Annotated in this window: 17 protein-coding genes and 1 tRNA gene; all 18 read right to left on the bottom strand. The window is 56.7% G+C overall.

Going from position 1 to position 17,367, the window contains the following annotated elements; translation table 11 throughout:
- Window positions 1-3 precede the first annotated feature (3 nt).
- A complete protein-coding gene (locus FYJ85_RS18565) occupies window positions 4-1,239 on the bottom strand; it encodes a J domain-containing protein (RefSeq protein WP_154420116.1) in 1,236 nt (411 codons plus the stop codon).
- Complete coding sequence (locus FYJ85_RS18560) at window positions 1,240-1,641, bottom strand: hypothetical protein (protein WP_154420114.1); 402 nt, start codon at window positions 1,639-1,641, stop codon at window positions 1,240-1,242. It abuts the gene before it with no gap.
- Window positions 1,616-2,296 (bottom strand): helix-turn-helix domain-containing protein, encoded by a 681-nt coding sequence (locus tag FYJ85_RS18555; protein WP_154420112.1) that lies wholly within the window; start codon window positions 2,294-2,296, stop codon window positions 1,616-1,618. The genes FYJ85_RS18560 and FYJ85_RS18555 overlap by 26 nt, the downstream gene beginning before the upstream one ends.
- The gene (locus FYJ85_RS18550) at window positions 2,223-2,765 is read right to left on the bottom strand and encodes a helix-turn-helix domain-containing protein (protein WP_154420110.1); all 543 of its coding nucleotides are present in this window, start codon (window positions 2,763-2,765) and stop codon (window positions 2,223-2,225) included. Before FYJ85_RS18550 ends, FYJ85_RS18555 begins: the two co-directional genes overlap by 74 nt.
- Before the next feature lie 14 nt (window positions 2,766-2,779).
- Window positions 2,780-3,352, bottom strand: coding sequence for a 3'-5' exonuclease (locus FYJ85_RS18545; RefSeq protein WP_154420108.1), 573 nt, complete (start codon window positions 3,350-3,352; stop codon window positions 2,780-2,782).
- 32 nt (window positions 3,353-3,384) lie between these two features.
- Window positions 3,385-4,482 (bottom strand): recombination-associated protein RdgC, encoded by a 1,098-nt coding sequence (gene rdgC / locus FYJ85_RS18540; protein WP_154420106.1) that lies wholly within the window; start codon window positions 4,480-4,482, stop codon window positions 3,385-3,387.
- Window positions 4,483-5,096: 614 nt separating this feature from the next.
- Window positions 5,097-5,173, bottom strand: a tRNA-Val gene (locus tag FYJ85_RS18535).
- 73 nt (window positions 5,174-5,246) lie between these two features.
- Window positions 5,247-6,329 (bottom strand): GntR family transcriptional regulator, encoded by a 1,083-nt coding sequence (locus tag FYJ85_RS18530; protein ID WP_154420104.1) that lies wholly within the window; start codon window positions 6,327-6,329, stop codon window positions 5,247-5,249.
- 163 nt (window positions 6,330-6,492) lie between these two features.
- Window positions 6,493-7,554, bottom strand: a complete 1,062-nt coding sequence (locus FYJ85_RS18525; RefSeq protein WP_158704135.1) for a protein arginine kinase — start codon at window positions 7,552-7,554, stop codon at window positions 6,493-6,495.
- The gene (locus tag FYJ85_RS18520; RefSeq protein ID WP_154420100.1) at window positions 7,547-8,101 is read right to left on the bottom strand and encodes a UvrB/UvrC motif-containing protein; all 555 of its coding nucleotides are present in this window, start codon (window positions 8,099-8,101) and stop codon (window positions 7,547-7,549) included. Before FYJ85_RS18520 ends, FYJ85_RS18525 begins: the two co-directional genes overlap by 8 nt.
- Before the next feature lie 268 nt (window positions 8,102-8,369).
- Entirely contained in the window at window positions 8,370-9,359 is a 990-nt protein-coding gene (locus FYJ85_RS18515) for a beta-ketoacyl-ACP synthase III (protein WP_154420098.1), read from the bottom strand.
- A 63-nt stretch (window positions 9,360-9,422) separates the two neighbouring features.
- The gene (gene plsX / locus FYJ85_RS18510; RefSeq protein ID WP_106054311.1) at window positions 9,423-10,472 is read right to left on the bottom strand and encodes a phosphate acyltransferase PlsX; all 1,050 of its coding nucleotides are present in this window, start codon (window positions 10,470-10,472) and stop codon (window positions 9,423-9,425) included.
- Between the two features lie 33 nt (window positions 10,473-10,505).
- On the bottom strand, window positions 10,506-10,685 hold the full coding sequence (gene rpmF, locus FYJ85_RS18505) for a 50S ribosomal protein L32 (RefSeq protein ID WP_106054310.1): 180 nt from the start codon (window positions 10,683-10,685) through the stop codon (window positions 10,506-10,508).
- A gap of 265 nt (window positions 10,686-10,950) precedes the next feature.
- Window positions 10,951-13,545 carry a sugar-binding domain-containing protein gene (locus FYJ85_RS18500; protein ID WP_154420097.1) on the bottom strand — a complete coding sequence of 865 codons (2,595 nt, stop codon included), beginning with the start codon at window positions 13,543-13,545 and terminating at the stop codon, window positions 10,951-10,953.
- 3 nt (window positions 13,546-13,548) lie between these two features.
- Window positions 13,549-14,211, bottom strand: a complete 663-nt coding sequence (locus tag FYJ85_RS24120) for a type II secretion system protein (RefSeq protein ID WP_106054308.1) — start codon at window positions 14,209-14,211, stop codon at window positions 13,549-13,551.
- Window positions 14,212-14,250: 39 nt separating this feature from the next.
- Window positions 14,251-15,258, bottom strand: a complete 1,008-nt coding sequence (locus tag FYJ85_RS18490) for a LacI family DNA-binding transcriptional regulator (protein ID WP_106054307.1) — start codon at window positions 15,256-15,258, stop codon at window positions 14,251-14,253.
- Window positions 15,259-15,458: 200 nt separating this feature from the next.
- Window positions 15,459-16,523, bottom strand: coding sequence for a DUF4434 domain-containing protein (locus FYJ85_RS18485; RefSeq protein WP_154420095.1), 1,065 nt, complete (start codon window positions 16,521-16,523; stop codon window positions 15,459-15,461).
- A 198-nt stretch (window positions 16,524-16,721) separates the two neighbouring features.
- Window positions 16,722-17,339 carry a MarC family protein gene (locus FYJ85_RS18480; protein ID WP_106054305.1) on the bottom strand — a complete coding sequence of 206 codons (618 nt, stop codon included), beginning with the start codon at window positions 17,337-17,339 and terminating at the stop codon, window positions 16,722-16,724.
- Window positions 17,340-17,367 lie beyond the last annotated feature (28 nt).

The following is a 17,367-nucleotide window of genomic DNA, read 5'->3' as shown; positions in this document are numbered from 1 at the left end:
CATCTACAAATCAAATAAATCCGGGATGTCAGCCAGCTTCTCATTACGCAACTGCGCATTCGTTTTCTTCTGCGGAATTGGACGTTTTTTCTCCTTGGGCTTCCATTGAAGCAGACGCTCTAATTCCGTTTTCAAACGTTGTAACTGCAACCTGGTCATTTGGGCATTCTGATCGAATTCCGACTTGATCTCTTTGGCTATCTGTTTCCGCTTCTGTTCCGTCCATGAAGAGAATCCCCAAATCGGAGTCTTTTTTTGTGCACGGAGTTCAGAACGTTTCTCCTGAATACTCCACTCAATATCCAGGAGCATCTCGTCGATTTCAGAACAGCTGAGAGTCGTTTCCCCAGATTCCAATTCGATTCCGGAACGGATGGCGCGCAACCCTTCAAGATCACGATTCACATACGCGTCCTGTATCTCATGCCAAAGGCGTTGCGTTTTAGCGTCATGAGCTCCCATTCTGTCCGGATGATATTGAAGGCAGAGCTCACGATACAGTTTTTTCAGTTCACTGACTTCCGATTCTTCCTCCGGAATGTTATCGTCATCTCCCAAAAGATTGTCAAAGAGCTTTTGGAAGATTTTTTCAAAATCATCATCGTCCTCACATGTTTCGTCCATTTCAATATCTTCGTCCTCATCAACACCGAAGACGGCGGAACGAAGTTCCCGGGCGCTCTTTTCATATTCCCGTTTTTCTTCTTCTCGTGTTTTTCTGCCAGACTCCAAGAATCTCTGCAATTCCATCTCCAGAAGTTCCCAGAAATTCTGTTCGGAGGTAAGCTGTGAACGCAAGGTAAAACAATACCTTTCCTTCGACATATGGGATTCATGGGCTAGAAAGCGAATTTTTTCATATCGGTTCTGACACAAATGTATCTGTTCCGTCAGCTCGCGTAAAAGGGTTTGTTCCGCACCGAACGTGCGAGCAAGATATTTACGGTACTCCGGCTCGTCTGATTCTTCATACCGTTGAAGTTGCTCCTCCAACCTTTCAAGGACTTTTTTCCGGCGCTTATATTCCTTCAGATACCCCCGGCGGATTTTTGCAGTGTCCAACGGGATCAATGCCCGACAGGAATTTTTTGGTGGCCGACCTCTTTTTTTTCCACTTCTTCCGGTTTTCCCGTTGTCAATATTTTCTACAGGCAAGCCCGAACATAAAGACAATTCTGAAAAGATGTCCTCAAGTTCTTTTTCTAAACTTATCCTGCCCTTGTGATTTTTTTTGCTCATTTATTTCACTTCTCCATCAGCATCTTCCATTTCACCCCACGTAACCCCATATGGCGCTCCTCCAGACGTGTACCCGGCAATGAATGCAAATGTTTCATCGGAATCACATGAGATATTCGCACTGAATGATTCTTCCTGACTTTTCCGTTTCTGTTCCAGGCGATTCCGTAGAGTGGTTTTGACAGCTTTTTCCCGTTCAGGAGATACTTCGAGTCCCAGTTGACGCAATTCAGCAATCGCACACAACAGATCAACGCCATACCAGCGGGCATAATGCCTGACCATATCTTTCGCAATATGCTTTGAGAGAAAGCCTGTTGATTTGGCCGACTGCAGCCTCTGTTCCCGTGCCATACGTTTGCAACGCGGTATATTATTAGCATGTTTCCCGTTCTTGCTCATTATTTTCTTTCAGCAAAGCTTGAATTTTTTGTTTTTGTTCCTCGGTCGGTTCTGCTTTGCCATGTTCCCAAGCGGAAACTTTTTTCGACGTCATGCCAAAGATCTCACCAAACTGAATCTGCGTCAATTTCATCCTTTTGCGCAGAGTACGAACGATATCCGGCGTGACATCTGAACCCGTCTCAGGCTCGCTTTCAGGCTCGCCAAACTCGGGAAACGGTATTTCCGGAAATGTATCGCCCGGACGTGCTTTGATGTGGGGAACACCGCCGACACGCAATACAGAAAAATCCCGGATGGCAGTACGCAGGTTCGGAAATTCGGCATATTTTCGTTTGGCCAAACCGATGATCTCATTTTGAACAGTTTTTTGCTGTTCCACATCCAACTGAGTGCGCTGAAACGCCTCCGATATAGACTCTCTGCGCCCGGTAACCACGATGTTCCAGGCAATCTGTCCCATCCGCCAGACAATCCGACGACCAACAAGATCCGGTCCGTTGGAATCGTCTATGTATTCCGGCATGACCGGTTCGCATAGTTTCTCCAACGCACAGGAAAGACGTGTGGAAAGACTCTGTTCACTGAGGGCGATCTGCTGTTTTCTCGCCCTGAGTTTGGCTTTTCGCTTTTCCGCTTTGCTTTTTTTGCTCATTTACTGTTTCTCCCGGCTTTCCCGGAGCTTTCAATTTTATCACAATATTCTTTTCCGCCATCAATTTCGCCAACTCGCGTTTCCCTGCATCACGGATTGCCGCAATTTTGCGTTTCTGGGTCTCTTTCGGCTCGATTTTTCCGGACTCCCAATAGTAAACCGAGTTAGGGTTGACGCCCAGCAAAATGGCAAATTTCCTTTGGGAAAGGCAAAGCTCCATTCGCAGCTTTTTGATCCGACCTGCCGTAACACGTACCGGCTTTGCTGCAGTCGAAGGATTTACGGGTGACCGCACCGGCTTCGCAGGCGCGGGAACCACGTCCTCCAACGCCTTGATTCTGCGGTTTTGTTCCGTAATGGTTTTTCGCATCAACGCAAGCTGCTCCTTCAGATTTACAAGCTCGTTCCTGATTTCTCTGCGAGCCAAACGGCGGATTTCTTCGTTCAAGATTTTTTGAATGTTCGGCATAAAAATCGTTCCTGTCAGTTAATGATCAGCTTTGTCTGCAGACGACGATAAAGTTCAGCAGCGTCAAGAGCGTCATCCATGGCCCGGTGCTGAACCGGATCTTCCATCCCAAGCTGAAGTTTCAGGTTCCGCAAACTGACACTCGGAAAAAGTTTCTTCCCAGTTTGCAGTAAAGAAATATCATTGATAATAATGGCAAGTTGCATACTGTCGTGAAAATGACTGGAAAATATGCGGAAAAGTGACGGAAACTTTATCTGGAAGAAATCCAGGTCAAACCTGAGATTATGCCCCACAGCCTCGATGCGTTCAATATGATTATCCGACATCCACTTGGTTATATCCGTGGCAACCTTTTGGATATCTTCGCCTTCAAACGGGTTGAGCCCGCTGATTTTCAGGGATTCAGGATCGGCATTCTCTGGATGGACGGCTTTTATCCGGGCTGTGAATTCCGGCAGATCCGACCGTTTGAAATCTGGATTCAGAGGTACAATGGCTATTTCAATAATATCATGAACAGCCGGGTCAAGCCCCGATGTCTCCAGGTCGAATGCCGCAAGTATCTTCTGCTTTTCGTGTTTCATAATTCAAGGTTTCTTATTTGCTTGATGCAGAGTTATCTCTCATCACGTTCCACAACCCATTCCCGGATTTTCCTTTCTTCGGACTCCCAGTCTGAGGAAAGAAGCGTTTCTACGAACTTTTTGAAGAATGCCGCAAGCACCAGACGGAATGTATTCATGTGCTCCATGCGTTCCTCCAGACGGTCGTCCGGTTCCATTTCTTCGCCTTCAGGGAGTTTCATTCCACCAAAGGAAAAAGTGTCCGCATCAAACATTCCCTGCCAGACTTTTTCCTCGTGCTCCAGATAGAATTTCGCCTTCTTGAGCTTTTTGCCAACTGAAAGTGCAGCTTTTGCTTCAGCCGCCCGTAAAGGACTGTTCCCGTTCTTGAGGGTGTTTTCCGCTGCTCCATCGGCTTCGCCTGCCAGCGCAAATGTCAAAGGACCCTCGATCGTAAAGGTACATTCCCCGACTTCTGGAACCTCCAGCATACCTCCGGTTTCCTGTTCGGAAAAATACCACAGCCATGTCAGAAAATCACGTCCGGGAACAGTTTCGCCATCCGCCCGGACAGAGAATTCAATCACAGGAAGTTCATCGGCATGCTTTCCGAACTCCATTTCACTGTAATAGTCGGGATTAATCTGTACCGGTTCAAACTGGAATGTTTTGATAAAATATTCGATAAAAAGGTCTATTTGTGCGGAGGAGGATGCCCCGAGATAGAGCATGTGATTTGTTCTGTCTATGACGGCCGGAATAGAGGAAAGCGTTGGAGGTACCGACACCTGATTCTTTTCAATCACCTCCGCCTTGATTTGCTTCTTCTGCTTCGACGGCACGTTGCTACGTCCGTTGCTGCGCATCCAGACCAGTTCAGCCTGCTGGCACCATGCCTTGAGCATAGAAGATGGTATCTTGCGCTCTGCTTTGCGCAGACTGATGTAAATCAGATTGTTCCATAGCACGGTGCTCTGCTCTATTTTTGAATCCAGCAGACAACGTCCTGACGCCCAGCCAATCTCCGGCTCATCTTTCACCAAATCTATGCAGCCGGCACGATTGGCGTTCAGCAAATCTATATAGTTCTCCGGCAAATCCTGCGGGAGTGCAAATAACGTAACGGAAAAAGTCCCAATTTCAAAAGGCATGATTTTCTCCTCCTGTATTTCATGTCTTATAGCAAACTGATACGGTGAATATATACCATAAATGATTGGTTTACAATAGGGGGAATTTCTATTTTTTGATTGCTGACCGGAATTAGAATAGCATAAAAGTTGAATATTCTTCGACAGGATTAATGTTGTCCGAATGTTGTCGTCAGGTCGTTTGTTCTGAAAAGCGAATTTCGCAAAACTCGAAAAATTCTCTGAATCAAAAAGTCTTTTGTTATGAATTGCGCGAATAAGGGGTCGACCTCTTGATTTTTTGAACACATGTCCTTTGCAAGTTTATTTTTGCATTATCAGTTGAGTACAAACATGTTACCTTAATAAAAGATTACAAAATGAATGTATAGCAGAGAAAAATTGACGATCAAAGGTCGAGCTTCTCGACGTGTGTTTCCTCCAAAAAATGCTCTCCAGACCAAAAGACCGGTCTTTTACTCCCCCGGAGAATTTACCGGGAGAGGGTCTGAAACACACCTTCATAAGAGAAAAGAGGAGATTCTCCGCTTTCGGGCAAAACGCGAGTTGAGCTCAAATTTACCCCCGAAACGAAAAAACCGACCAGAAGACCGGTCGGTGGAGAATTTTGAAAATGGTGGGCGGTACGTGACTCGAACACGTGACCTCTGCCGTGTGAAAGCAGCGCTCTAACCAACTGAGCTAACCGCCCGATCTGAATCGGTACGTTTTTTAATATAATCCCGAAGCCGGGTTTGTCAAGGGCGCAACAGGATTTTTTACCGTTATCTTGTGTTTCCGCGTGCGGAAACGGTTCCGCGGGTGATCAGGAGCGGCGGAATCATCTCGCGCAGTTCGAGCCCGTCGGCGTCCCCCTCCATCACCGCGCGGACGAAACGGGCGAGCCGGGCCCCGATCGCTTCGCCGAATCCCTTGACCGTCGTCAGCGGCGGCTTCAGGAACTCGACATAGCACTGGTCGTCATAACCGATCACGCTCATATCGTCCGGCACCCGGAGGCGGCGGCGGTGGCAAAAATCGATCACACTCAACGCAAGCTGATCGTAGAGCGCCATGACCAGAGAGAGCTCCGGGTCGCGCCGCAGAAATTCACCGAGCGCCCGGTCGCAGCTCGGCCCCATGTTCCGGACTTCGTCCAGGCTCATGCGGCAGACCTGAAGCTGCGCGCCGGCCTCCGAAACCGCATCGCAGATTCCGGCCAGCCGCCGGGCGAAATCGCTGGCGTCATCCGCACCGCGCGGACCGAGCACAGCCAGGTGGCGGTGGCCGTTCTCCAGCGCGTGTCCGGCCATCAGCCGGCCACCGGCGTAGTTGTCGCTGTCGATGAATTTACAGGTCGGATGCGTATGGCCGAGCAGGACCAGCTCCTTCGCGCCGGCTCTGACGGCGGCGAGCTGCTCATCCGTATAGTTGCCGAACACCACCGCGACGTCCGGCGCGTAACCCGGCTCCGGAAATTCGCCGTCGAGATCGCTGAACAGCACCGACACGCCGACCTTTTCCGGCAAATGCCGGCGGCACGAGTTGAACAACTGCTGAAGCTGCGGATTCGCAGCCTGATCCGGCGCAATGATGAACGTCACGTCGAATTCGGCGCGGCCCCGGCGGGAAGCCGCCTTTTCGAGTGCATCCGCCGTCACAAAAGTGCCGACCGGCGGCCGCCGTTCGAGAATCCCGAGCGTTTCGAGATCCGACAGCGCGCGGCGGATCGTGTTGCGGCTGACCCGGTAGCGCTCCCCGAGCTCACGCTCGGCAGGCAGCCGCTGCCCGCCCCGGTAAACCCCGATTGCAATCTCCGAAAGAATATGTTCCCGGAACGTATCGTTCTTGCCGCCGACCCGATTCATCGCCGCTTGCCCTTCTGCCTGATTCCTTGTTCGGAAAAGTTACCATAAAAAACCGGAAAATCAAGCCGCTCGTGCAAGAAAACGATCATTTCCGGTCCATCCGGACCAGACTTTCTTTTCCGCAACGCATGAAACGAACAGGGCCGAAACAGCGATGCGGGGATCAGAGCTTCAGCTTTTCCCGGCAGAGCGCCGCGCGACAGACATCCCGCTCCGCCGCATTCAGGACACGCCCCGCGGCCTTCTGCAGATGCGCAGCGCCGATCCCGATGAAAAGTTCATTGACCGTATGGATGTCGAGCGCCGAAAACATGCCGAGATCGACCCCTACCCGGACGCCGGAGAGACAATTGACCGCCTCTTCCCCACTCAGTTTGTAGCTGTGCCGCAGCGTTCCGTATGAACGCCCGACATGATCGAGCAGCGAAAACTGGTCGCGCTGCAGCAGAAGCTGCCGCGCATTCTTCTCGTGCGCGATCAGTTGGCCGATCACCGTATTGAGCCGTTCGAGAATCTGCGCTTCACTCTCGCCGAGCGTGCTCTGGTTCGATACCTGAAAGAGATTGCCCTGATTGCCGGTCCCCTCCCCGCCGATGCCGCGCACGGCCAGATTCAGTTTGTTGATCCCCTGAATAGTCGGCGCAATCTGCCCGGTCAGCACAAGCCCCGGCAGGTGCAGCATGACCGACGCGCGCATGCCGGTACCGACATTAGTCGGACAGCAGGTCAGAAAACCGAGCCGGTCATCGAACGCATAATCGAGACGGGCGGCAAGCTTATTGTCAAGTTCGTCGATCTGCGCCCAGACCGCACCGAGCTGGAAACCGGGCAGCATGGTCTGAATGCGGAGATGATCCTCCTCATTGATCATGACCGAGCGCGATTCGTCGTCCTTGACGAGCAGGCGCGTTCCAGTCGGCCGGTTCAGGAAGTCACGGCTGGCCAGGCGGCGTTCGAGCAGAAGCTCGCGGTCGAGTCCGTCCATCTTCTCCGGATCGAATGAAAAGCATTCCGGGCAGCCGAGAGCCCCGGACTCCGCCGCCGCACCGGACACCTCATCGCAGATCTTATGCAGCTCGCCGGAGTCGGCGGCCACCGGAAAACGGTGGCCGGCCAGATTGCGGGCCAGCCGGATGCGCGAACTGATCGCGATATCCTCATCCGGCCCGGCGTCGGCGAGAAAGCTGACCCGGTTCGCAAGCAGCCGGTTGATGTCGTCAGTCATTGCCCACCTCGCCGGTTGCCAGCCCCTCGAGCTGCGTCTTGAGCTGATTGATCCGGTCGCGGCAGACGGCGGCCTCCTCATATTCCTCGCGCTTGACGAGGGCGTCGAGTTCATGCCGCCGGTTGTCGAGCTCGGCTTCCAGCGCGGCACGGCCGTCCTGCGGAACGGACTGCGGACGCTTGCCGAGATGAACCGAACCGCGATGGACGTTTTTGATCGCCTCCGCCAGCATCGGCGCAAACGTCGTGTAGCAGTGCGGACAGCCGAGCCGGCCGCCGAAATTCCGGACCTTGTCGATCGTCCAGCCGCATTTCGGGCAGACAGTCGCAGCCCCGGCCGGAGCCTCCTGCGGCGGTTTGGCCGACGACGAGATCTTGCCGAGATTGCAGAGCATTTCGGCGAGATTGAAACCGAGAGCGCTCAATTCGCCGTTCTTTTCTTTTTCCGAAGCACAGGCGGCACACAGATTGGCCGTATGGGTCTCCCCGCCATGCATTTCTTTTATATGAATGGTTGCCTCATTCTTCTTGCAGACATCGCACAACATATCGGTAACCTCCTCACTGAACTGTTAAAGGTTCATTTAACAATTTAAAGCGTTTGCGCGATATTACAAGTGAAAAACGAAACTTTTTTTGCGGGAACGCAGGACGGCCGGAAACACTGAGGGGATGCAAAAAAACGCGCCCCCGGAAGGAGTGCGCATTCCAGAGGCGTCCCATCATCAGGCCGCATTCAACCGTCACATGCGATTCCGGCCGGACCGAACTCCCCGTCCCCGTTTTTGCGAAGGGGGGAACGAAACCGCGGCACGGTCAGAACCTGAGCAGCATGGCTCCCCAGGTCAGGCCGCCGCCGAAAGCGGTCAGCAGCACATAGTCGCCTTTGGCGATGCGGCCGGCGCGAAACGCTTCATCAAGACAGAGCCCGATCGACGCGGCCGAGGTGTTGCCGTAACGGCTGATATTCATGAAGACACGTTCATCCGGAACGCCGAGGCGGGGAGCGACGGCGAGGATAATCCGGCTGTTCGCCTGGTGCGGAATGACGAGCTTGACCTCATCCGGAGTGATTCCGGCCTCTTCGAGCACGTTTTTCCCGGCTCCGACCATCGCATTGACGGCCAGTTTGAAGACCTCTTTGCCTTCCATATGAATAAAGTGGTCATGCGCCCCGACCGACTCGACGGAGGCCGGCCTGCGGCTGCCGCCGGCCGGCATTTTGAGGATGTCGCCGTACCCGCCGTCGGTGTGAAGATCGCTGGCCACAACGCAATCGGCTCCTTCGTCTTCCGTATTTTCAAGCAGAACGGCGCCGGCGCCGTCGCCGAACAGCACACAGGTGTTGCGGTTGGTCCAGTCGGTGATGCACGACAGCTTTTCCGCGCCGCAGACGAGGACGTGCCGATACTTTTTCGGATGCGTCTTCATGAGCGAATAAGCGACTTCAAGCGAGAAAAGAAGACCGGAGCAGGCGGCCTCGAGATCGAAGCAGAACGCACCCTTCGCGCCGAGCCGGTCCTGCAGAATGCACCCGGTGCTCGGGAAGACATAATCCGGCGTGATCGTTCCGACGATGATCGCATCGACCTCTTCCCCTTTGATTCCGGCCATATCGAGCGCCTTCAGACATGCTTCATACGCAAGGTCGCTCGTCGCCTGTTCGGGAGAAGCGATGCGCCGCTCCTCAATCCCGGTACGGGTACGGATCCATTCGTCGTTGGTCTCGACCATTTTCTCGAGATCCGCATTGCTCAAAATCCGTTCCGGAACATACGATCCGGTACCTGCTATTCTGATGCTCATGTAACTCCTTCTGAGGCGTGAATGTTGATTTCCCTGCCGGCCGGCCCGACCCTGCGGCGGCCTTTACTTCTTCGCGTCAGCCAATTCGTGTTCCAGTTCTGCGGTATTGCTTCCGGTGGCGTTGAGCCGGGCGGTGATCCGTTCATTGAGGCCGAAGGTGACGCATTCGCCGGCCACCCGGATCGCGCTGCGGACGGCCCGCGGGCTTGAGGAACCGTGGCCGATGATGCAGATTCCGTTAATTCCGAGCAGCGGAGCGCCGCCGATATCGTCCGCATCGCCGAGCGACCTCAGTTCGATGAAGGCGTTCTTGGCCAGCATCGCCCCGGCAAGCCGGAGCGCATTCTTCGACAGCACCCGCTTCAGCCAGTACATGGTCGAACGGGCGAGTCCCTCGATACCCTTCAGCATGACGTTGCCGGAAAATCCGTCCGTCACCAGCACGTCCGCCACATCCTCGAAGATGACGTCGGCTTCGACGTTGCCGACGAAATTCAGTTGTTCGCGCTGTTCGAGCAGTTTGAACGACTCCTTGGTCAGATCGTTCCCCTTGATGTCCTCGCCGCCGACGGAGAGCAGACTGACCCGCGGCGTTTCAAGCTGGAAAAGATACTGGGCGTAGACCTCGCCCATGATGGCGAACTGCACGATGTTGACCGGCGTACACTCGGTATTGGCGCCGGCATCCATCAGAATGAAGCGGCCGCCTCTTTTAAGCGGAAGGCTGGCGGCCAGCGCCGGGCGGTCGATGCCGGGCAGCGTCCGGACCAGCACTTTGGTCGCGGCGACGGTCGCGCCGGTATGCCCCGGCGTGACCATGGCATCGACCTCCTTCGCCTTCAGCAGCCGGGCGCAGGTCGTAATCGAAGAATCCTTCTTGGCGCGGAGCGCGATCGTCGAAGGCTCCGACATCTCGCACACCGTCTCGGCGTGAACGATCGAAATGCGGGGATGCCCGGCGATGCCGTATTTTTCGAGATAAAACGGCAGCTTCGCCGAGTGGCCGACCAGGACGAATTCGTACTCGGGGTAATCACTGAGCGCCATGACCACGCCCTCGATCACCGGACCCGGGCCGTAGTCGGCTCCCATGGCGTCAACCGCAATCTTCATCTCTCTGGAACGCTCCCGCCTTTCGGGTGAGACTTACGCTTCGACGTTCAGGACCTGCTTGCCGTTGTAGTAGCCGCAGGACGGGCAGACCCGGTGCGGAGTGGACGGCGCGGAGCAGTTGGTGCAGAAGGTCGCCTGGACGCCTTCGTAACGGTTCGCGGCCTTGCGCTGACGGCGCTTCATGCGGGACGTTTTTCTTTTCGGAACAGCCATTTTAACAACTCCTTGACGTTGATTTCCGTTTATTCATTCCAAGTTTGAATCCATACAAGGTGTAGAATATAACACCCGATCGCGGACTTTTCAAGACGGGGACGCGCAGATTTATCGATAAAAACTCGATTGCGAACGGGTTACCCCCATATTTTGATCTTCGTCCCCCGGAAAAATCCGGCAGGAAGAACGTCCCGCCGCGCAGGAAAAACAACGGGACCGGCGGTTTCCAGGTTGAATACCGCCGGTCCCGGTTTCTCCGCCGTCACTTTCCGCTGTAAAGGCCGGGGCCGTCGCCGATGTGCAGCAGCACAGACTTCCAGATGCCGCCGTCGAGCGTGAAGTCATCGACCCGGACGACGAGCGTGTTCGCGCCCTCCGGCTTCAGGGCGGCGGTTGCGTCGAAGCTGAACGGCTCCTCCCACCAGGTCGTATCGGCGTCGCCCTCTTTCGTGTGGAGCCCGAGCCGTTTTCCGTTCAGCCAGACTTCGGCTTCATCGTCCACCGCCTCGAACCGGAGCCGCACGGCTTTGCCGCCCCACCCCTTCGGCGTGTCGAACGAAAGCGCATACCAGACCTGACCGTCATAGTTCGCGGCGCCGGGCAGGCCGCTCGACTCGAAGTGCGACGGAACCGCAATGCGGAACCATTCGTCCGAGGGGAACCGCGTCCGCTCGAACCAGCGCTCCCCCATCCCCCGGCGATCTTTGTCGAGCCGGAAATACCAGAGCCCGTCAAGCCGGGCGACGCCGGGCGGATCGGGCTTCACTTCGGAGCCGTAGAGGTAAATGCCCGAGAGAATCATGTCGGGACGTACATTTTTCGCCCACTCCCAGCCGTCACGGAAAACGAGCCGCACCCGGCTGGTCCGCACGTCATCGAATTCCGCCAGCAGTTCATGCTCCCCCCTGACCGGAGCGAGCGTCTTCCAGTTGCCGTGCACCTCGGCCGCGATCTCCGCGTTCCGCCACGCATAGCCGCCGTCGCCGGGAATTTTCACGACGGCCCGGTTCAGGCTGTAGCAGCCCGGCAATTCGATTTCGACCCGGTGCGGGCCGGAAACACGCCCCGAACTCCACGCGGCTTTGCCGCCCGAAAGAGCCGCTTTCTTCAGGTCGCCGATACCGCGCACGCTGGAAGTGAATTTCGCCCCGGCGAGCGGAATCGACTGCCGGCTCTTTTCGAGCCCCTTTTCGACCAGTTTGCGGTATTCGCCAATGCGTTTCCGCTGTTCTCCGGCGAGGTAACGCGCATAGAGCCAGGAGTCCGGCAGCTTCGCCAGTGCCGCATCAAGCAGCTTCGCGGCTTTCTCCGCGTCGGCCAGCCGCGCCGAAAGGATTCCGGCATTCGTCTCCTTCCCGATGGTTTTGACGTTCAGATTGAGCCGGAAGTATTCCGTAATCTCGCGCCACGCCGGGCCGTAAAGCTCGTAAGCCGCGCGCGGCGCAATATTTTCGACGATCCATTTTTCATCGGTCGGCAAATCGGGATTCCACAGATACTGCGCCGCCATGAGTCCGATCAGGTCCGACGCCTCGTAGAAATATCCTTCCGTGCGGCCGTCATGCCGCTTCGCCTCGGTGAAGTTCAGATCCCAGGTGCTCCCGGCCCAGAGCGTCGTATAGCGGTACTGGCACATCTTGAGGCCGCCGAGATAGTGCCGGTAGGCGTCGACGGTTTCGGGAGAGCGTTCTTCGAGCATGACGTAAAAACGTTTTTTGAGCTCCACCGGAACGGTCGTTCCCATCAGCTTCAGGTATTCGCGGAAATTTTTCACATCCTTCAGGCCGTCGTTTTGCGGCTCGTCGTAGTAAACCGGGACGGTCCAGATCACATCTACGCCGGGACATTGCCGCGAAAGCGCTTCGAACATCGCCTTGAACCGGATCGCGTCGGGACGCGCCGGCGACGGATCGTCCGGATAATTCTTCCGGTCGAGCCCGTCGCGTTTCGACCAGAAGTGGTCGATATAGCTGTACCACCAGCCCGCATCGGTCACATCGTGCCAGAAGTAGCCGCCGACGCCGGGCTTTGAGGCGTATTCGAGCGCGAGGCGCACATACTCCTGATTCACCTTCGGGTCGGACCAGTTCCACGGCTTCAGCGGCGGCTCCCCCTTCGGCCGGTTCCAGTAACCGGAACAGAGCTTCAGATAACGGTCGCGCGCGAAGGTATGGCAGGCCGTGTCGCCCGGATACCCGGATTTCCCATAATTGTACCGCAGAAGGAGGCCGTTCAGGACGAAAGAGTCCTCCTGCCGCTTCCGCGGGGCGTCGCGTCCGCCGACCTGTGCGGCCGATCCCATGCGCATTTCGAAGCCGGGCCAGTCGAGCACATCCGCGCCGCGGATCGTCCAGATGCCGTTTTCATGCCGGATCAGCTGGGTCAGCGCGGCGAACGCGTAGGCGGCGCCCTGTTCTCCGGGCGACACGATGATGAATTCCGGCGCGCTTCCGCCTTCAAGCGTACGGAGCAGATAGCTCTGGAGCCGCCGTTCGCCCGGCGGCAGCCGGTCGAGCCGGAAACCGCCGGATTCGAGCCGGCGTTTCAGCTCCGGCGTCAGCGCCCGGTCAGAGAGAATCCGGACCGGCGCGCCGGCTCCCCCGCCGGCCGAAATCCGGAACGGCGCGCCGAAACGCACGGTGAGCCGTTCCGACAGGTCGGCCGCGAACCGGGAGAATTTCTCCCGGGAAAACGCATCGTCAACGTACAGAACCACTCCCTCCGGCAGCGGAAAGTTCTTCTCGCCGTAAACCGCCCGGCGCGGAAACGGATAGATTGTGCGGAAACGGTCGAACCCGGCAGCGGCGACGGTAAAGGCAAGTGCAGACAGCATGGCACAGATCATCAGCTTCTTCATCGTTCACTCCCTCCAGAACACGTCGAAGCTGCGCTTGTCGTGACTGCCGTTCGCATGTTCGCCGATATGAACCTTGCCGACATGCCAGTCAAGGTAGAGGATATTCGAATAATTGACGTGGCGCATGTCGATCGTCTCGGAATGGTTCCGGTACTGCCAGATATACCAGTTGCACCAGTTGGTTCCCAGATTCTGCCCGGCGCCGTCCGCCATGCCGACCTTGACCGACGGATTGACCCAGCGGCTGCTCTTGCCGCGTCCCTGCTCATAGGCGCTGTAACCGGCGCCGCCGGCATGGTCGAAGCTCTGAAAAATGTAATAGCCGCGTGCCGGAGCACTGTCGTAGAGCGGAGTCCGGATCTTCGTGCAGGTCGTGGCGGCGGACGGTACGTACTTGAGGGTGTTCAAATAATTGTCCCAGCTTACGCCGCCCCAGGCCGCGCCTTCGTAGCCGTCGCCGAACATCCAGCAGCGAAGACTCCAGTCGTTGTTGTCGGCGATGTACTGCGCCATGCCGAGGCCGGTCTGACGCATGTTGCTCACGCATCCGGCAGTGCGGGCCCGTTCGCGCGCCTGCTGCAGCGCGGGCAGCAGCATCGAGGCGAGAATCGCGATGATCGCAATGACAACCAGCAATTCAATCAGGGTGAATCTGGATGTGCGCATCAGTAGCTCCTTTCCTTTCTGAAAATATGGATTGACGATCTAGCGGGAAACCGTTTTGACACTGCGGCGGACCATCAGGCGGCCCGGAACGACGATGGAACGGAGTTCAGGGGCGCCGGCTATTTTCCGCTCAAGCTCGTCGAATACCTGCCCGGTGAATTCAGCCGGGTCGATCCGGATTCCGGTCAGCGACGGGTTGTAAAAGCCGGACATTTTCGAACAGTCGATCGTGGCGACCGAAACGTCGTCCGGAATGCGCAGTCCGCGCTCCCCGGCGGCCGCACAGAAACGCATCGTGACGAAGTCCGACGTCCCCAGCACCGCCTCGGGCCGCTTGTCGAGAATCCGGCCGACCGCCGCATCAAGCGACTCCATACTGCCGAACGAGAAATCGACCAGTTCGAGACCGATCCCGAACTGCGGCGCGAACTCCATGCATGCCGCCCGCTTGCGCGGAAAGGCCGGGTCGTCGAGCATGACCAGCTGCCGGATGCCGCAGCCGGCAAAGTATTCGAGTAAATCGCGCATACCGGGGCGGAAGTCATAAATGACCGAGCTCACCCCCTCGGATTCGGCGTTGACCGTGACCAGCGGCAGGATGCCGCCGTAGGCCCGCTTGATCCGTTCGGTCTCCTCCGAACACTTTTCAAACGCCTGCGAGCACATGACCACGCCGTCGACCATGCGGGTCAGCAGGGTTTCGAGCGTGCGGATTTCGCGGCCGACATCCCATTCGGTCGGCATGGTCATCAGCCGGCAGCCGCGCAGGTCCGCCTCGCGCATCAGGCATTCGGTCAGCTCCGCGTAAAACGGCGTACCGACGTCACCGCAGACAAAGCCGTAGATTCCGGTCGAGCGCTTCTTCATCGCCTGCGCAAAGTGGCTCGGCCGGTAGGAGAGCTGCTCGGCGAGCTCCCGAATCCGCAACTGGGTGTGTTCCGGGACCCGCCGCGCCAGCGGTTTGCGGTTCAGCACAATTGATACCGTCGCCGCGGAAACTCCCGCCCGCAACGCCAGCTCCGTAATCGTCACTCCGCCTTTTGCCATTCTGCATCACCGATTTAAAGGTTTCAGTGCTTATCGGCTGATAAGCTCTCAACAACTGCGCCCTGAAAGAGCGGACGCCGGGTCCGTACAGGCTCTAAACGTTTTAACAATATTAATTATGACAAATCATTTCGCTGAAGTCAAGAGCCTTGCAGGAAAAAAATCGAAAAAATCTCCGCCTCCCGGAAATCCGGCCCGAATCATTTGCGGCCCGCCAGCACGGCCTCGCGGTAGACTGCGTAAGTTTCATAAAGGGTGCGGGCGCGCTCCCCGCCGACCGGAACCGGGTGGCCGGGGTGGTGCATCAGGCCGGGATACTGGTAGATGATCTGCTTGTCGACATACGGCGCCGTCAGGTCGAGCTGGGCGGTGATGCGGGACAACTCGGCTGGAATCAATTCCCGGCGGTGGTCGAACTCCCAGATCTCCACATCGTTCCAGAGTGCGGTACGCCCGCGTTTCCGGGTGTAGTAATTCCAGTAGTCCGGCTCCGGGCACTCCGGAGACTGCCACCCGTCATGGCTGAACCGCAGCATTTCGTAAAGGAACAGCAGGCGTTCCAGACTGCGCAGCCGGTCCGCCCGCGCGTAGCGGCCGAAAATATCGGGTTCCACTCCCAGTCCGACGGTATCCTGATAAGCGATGATGTCGACGTCGATATCCTGTAATACGCTCGCACAGATGCCGCGGTCGGCGCAGGGCGCGATCATGAAGGGACAATCGGCGACGGCGCGGACGGACGGCACCAGTTTGCACAGGCAGTCGCGGCCGGAGACGCTGCCCGGCGGATACTCGTAGGTCCAATACCAGCCGCCGAATCCCCGGCGGTGTCCATAAAGCTCGTAAAGCTCCCGGACGACGATGCCGGCAAGCTCGATCGCCCGGTCGGCGTACCGATAAGGGTCCGGCCAGTGCATGGCGTAAATGCCGTGAATCACAGTCATTCCCAGGCGTTCCGCCTCGTCGACGATTTCGGAGTAGAGCAGAGGCTTGCCGCGCATCCAGTCCGGAACCCGCCAGTGCCCGGAGGGATAATAGGCGCGGATGTCATCCATGCCGTTGCGCGCATCAATTCCCTGCTGAAAAACCAGAGTGTCGATGCCGATGCCCGCCATATCCTGCAGCATTTGGCGCCAGTGATCCGGCGAAAGCGCGCGGAGTTCCTGCTGAAAGCGGCTCCCCTCCCGGTCGTCCCAGTGATCCAGCTGCACAAAGCTTCCGCTGATCAGGCGTCTGAGAGGATCGACCGCTTTCCGAACCCTCATTCGTTATTTCCTCCTGCTTTCGCCAAGTGCCCTCGGCTGGTTTAAAGGTTTTAACAATATTAATTATGACGAATTTCCACGCCGAAGTCAAGAGCCCCCTGTGAAAAATCCGGAAAATCATCCGCTCCGGAACCGCGAACAGTGTTTCCGCCTCCGGGAAACAGCATTTGCGAAACGGCCGGGCGTATCGGGGAAACGTCAGAATCCGGCGGATTTCAGCCATTCGGAGGCGCCGGAGAGGATGATCTGAATTGCGACCGCGGCGACGATCAGCCCGGTAATGCGGATCAGCGGCCCGACCAGGTGCAGGAAACGCAGCAGCCGGCCGACCGGCAGCGAAAACAGCATGAAGACGAAGTTCAGCGCCAGCGCCAGCGTGAGGGCCGTGATGCAGGCCGCGTGACCGTATTCGGCGGCGAATGAGATGGCCACCGTGATCGTGCCGGGCCCCGCGATCAGCGGCGCGGCCAGCGGCACGATCGAAAGCTCGTTGAAGTCTTCGCGCATGTCATGCTCGCGCTTCTGAAAAAAACGGCCCTGATTGACGGCGGTCCAGCCGACGAAGAACAGCACGAAGCCGCCGGTGATCTTCAGCGAATACATGTCGATCCGGAAAATATCCTTCAGCACGAACTGCCCGATGATCGCAAAGGAGACGAGAATTCCAAGCGCCGCGAGCGACGACTTCCACGAGAGCTCGAAGACCTGCTTCGAGGTCAGCGACGGCTCATAAGTGGAGAGAAACAGCACCTTGCTCGCGGGATTCAGCAGCGCGAGCAGATAGACGGTGTTCTCGAGAATCTTCGTCCATTCCATCGCGTCTGCCTCCCGGAGTTGCGGCGCC

Source organism: Victivallis lenta, from assembly GCF_009695545.1.
Classification (GTDB): domain Bacteria; phylum Verrucomicrobiota; class Lentisphaeria; order Victivallales; family Victivallaceae; genus Victivallis; species Victivallis lenta.
The sequence above is the reverse complement of the archived record's forward strand: the minus strand, read 5'-3'. Positions and strand labels throughout refer to the sequence as shown.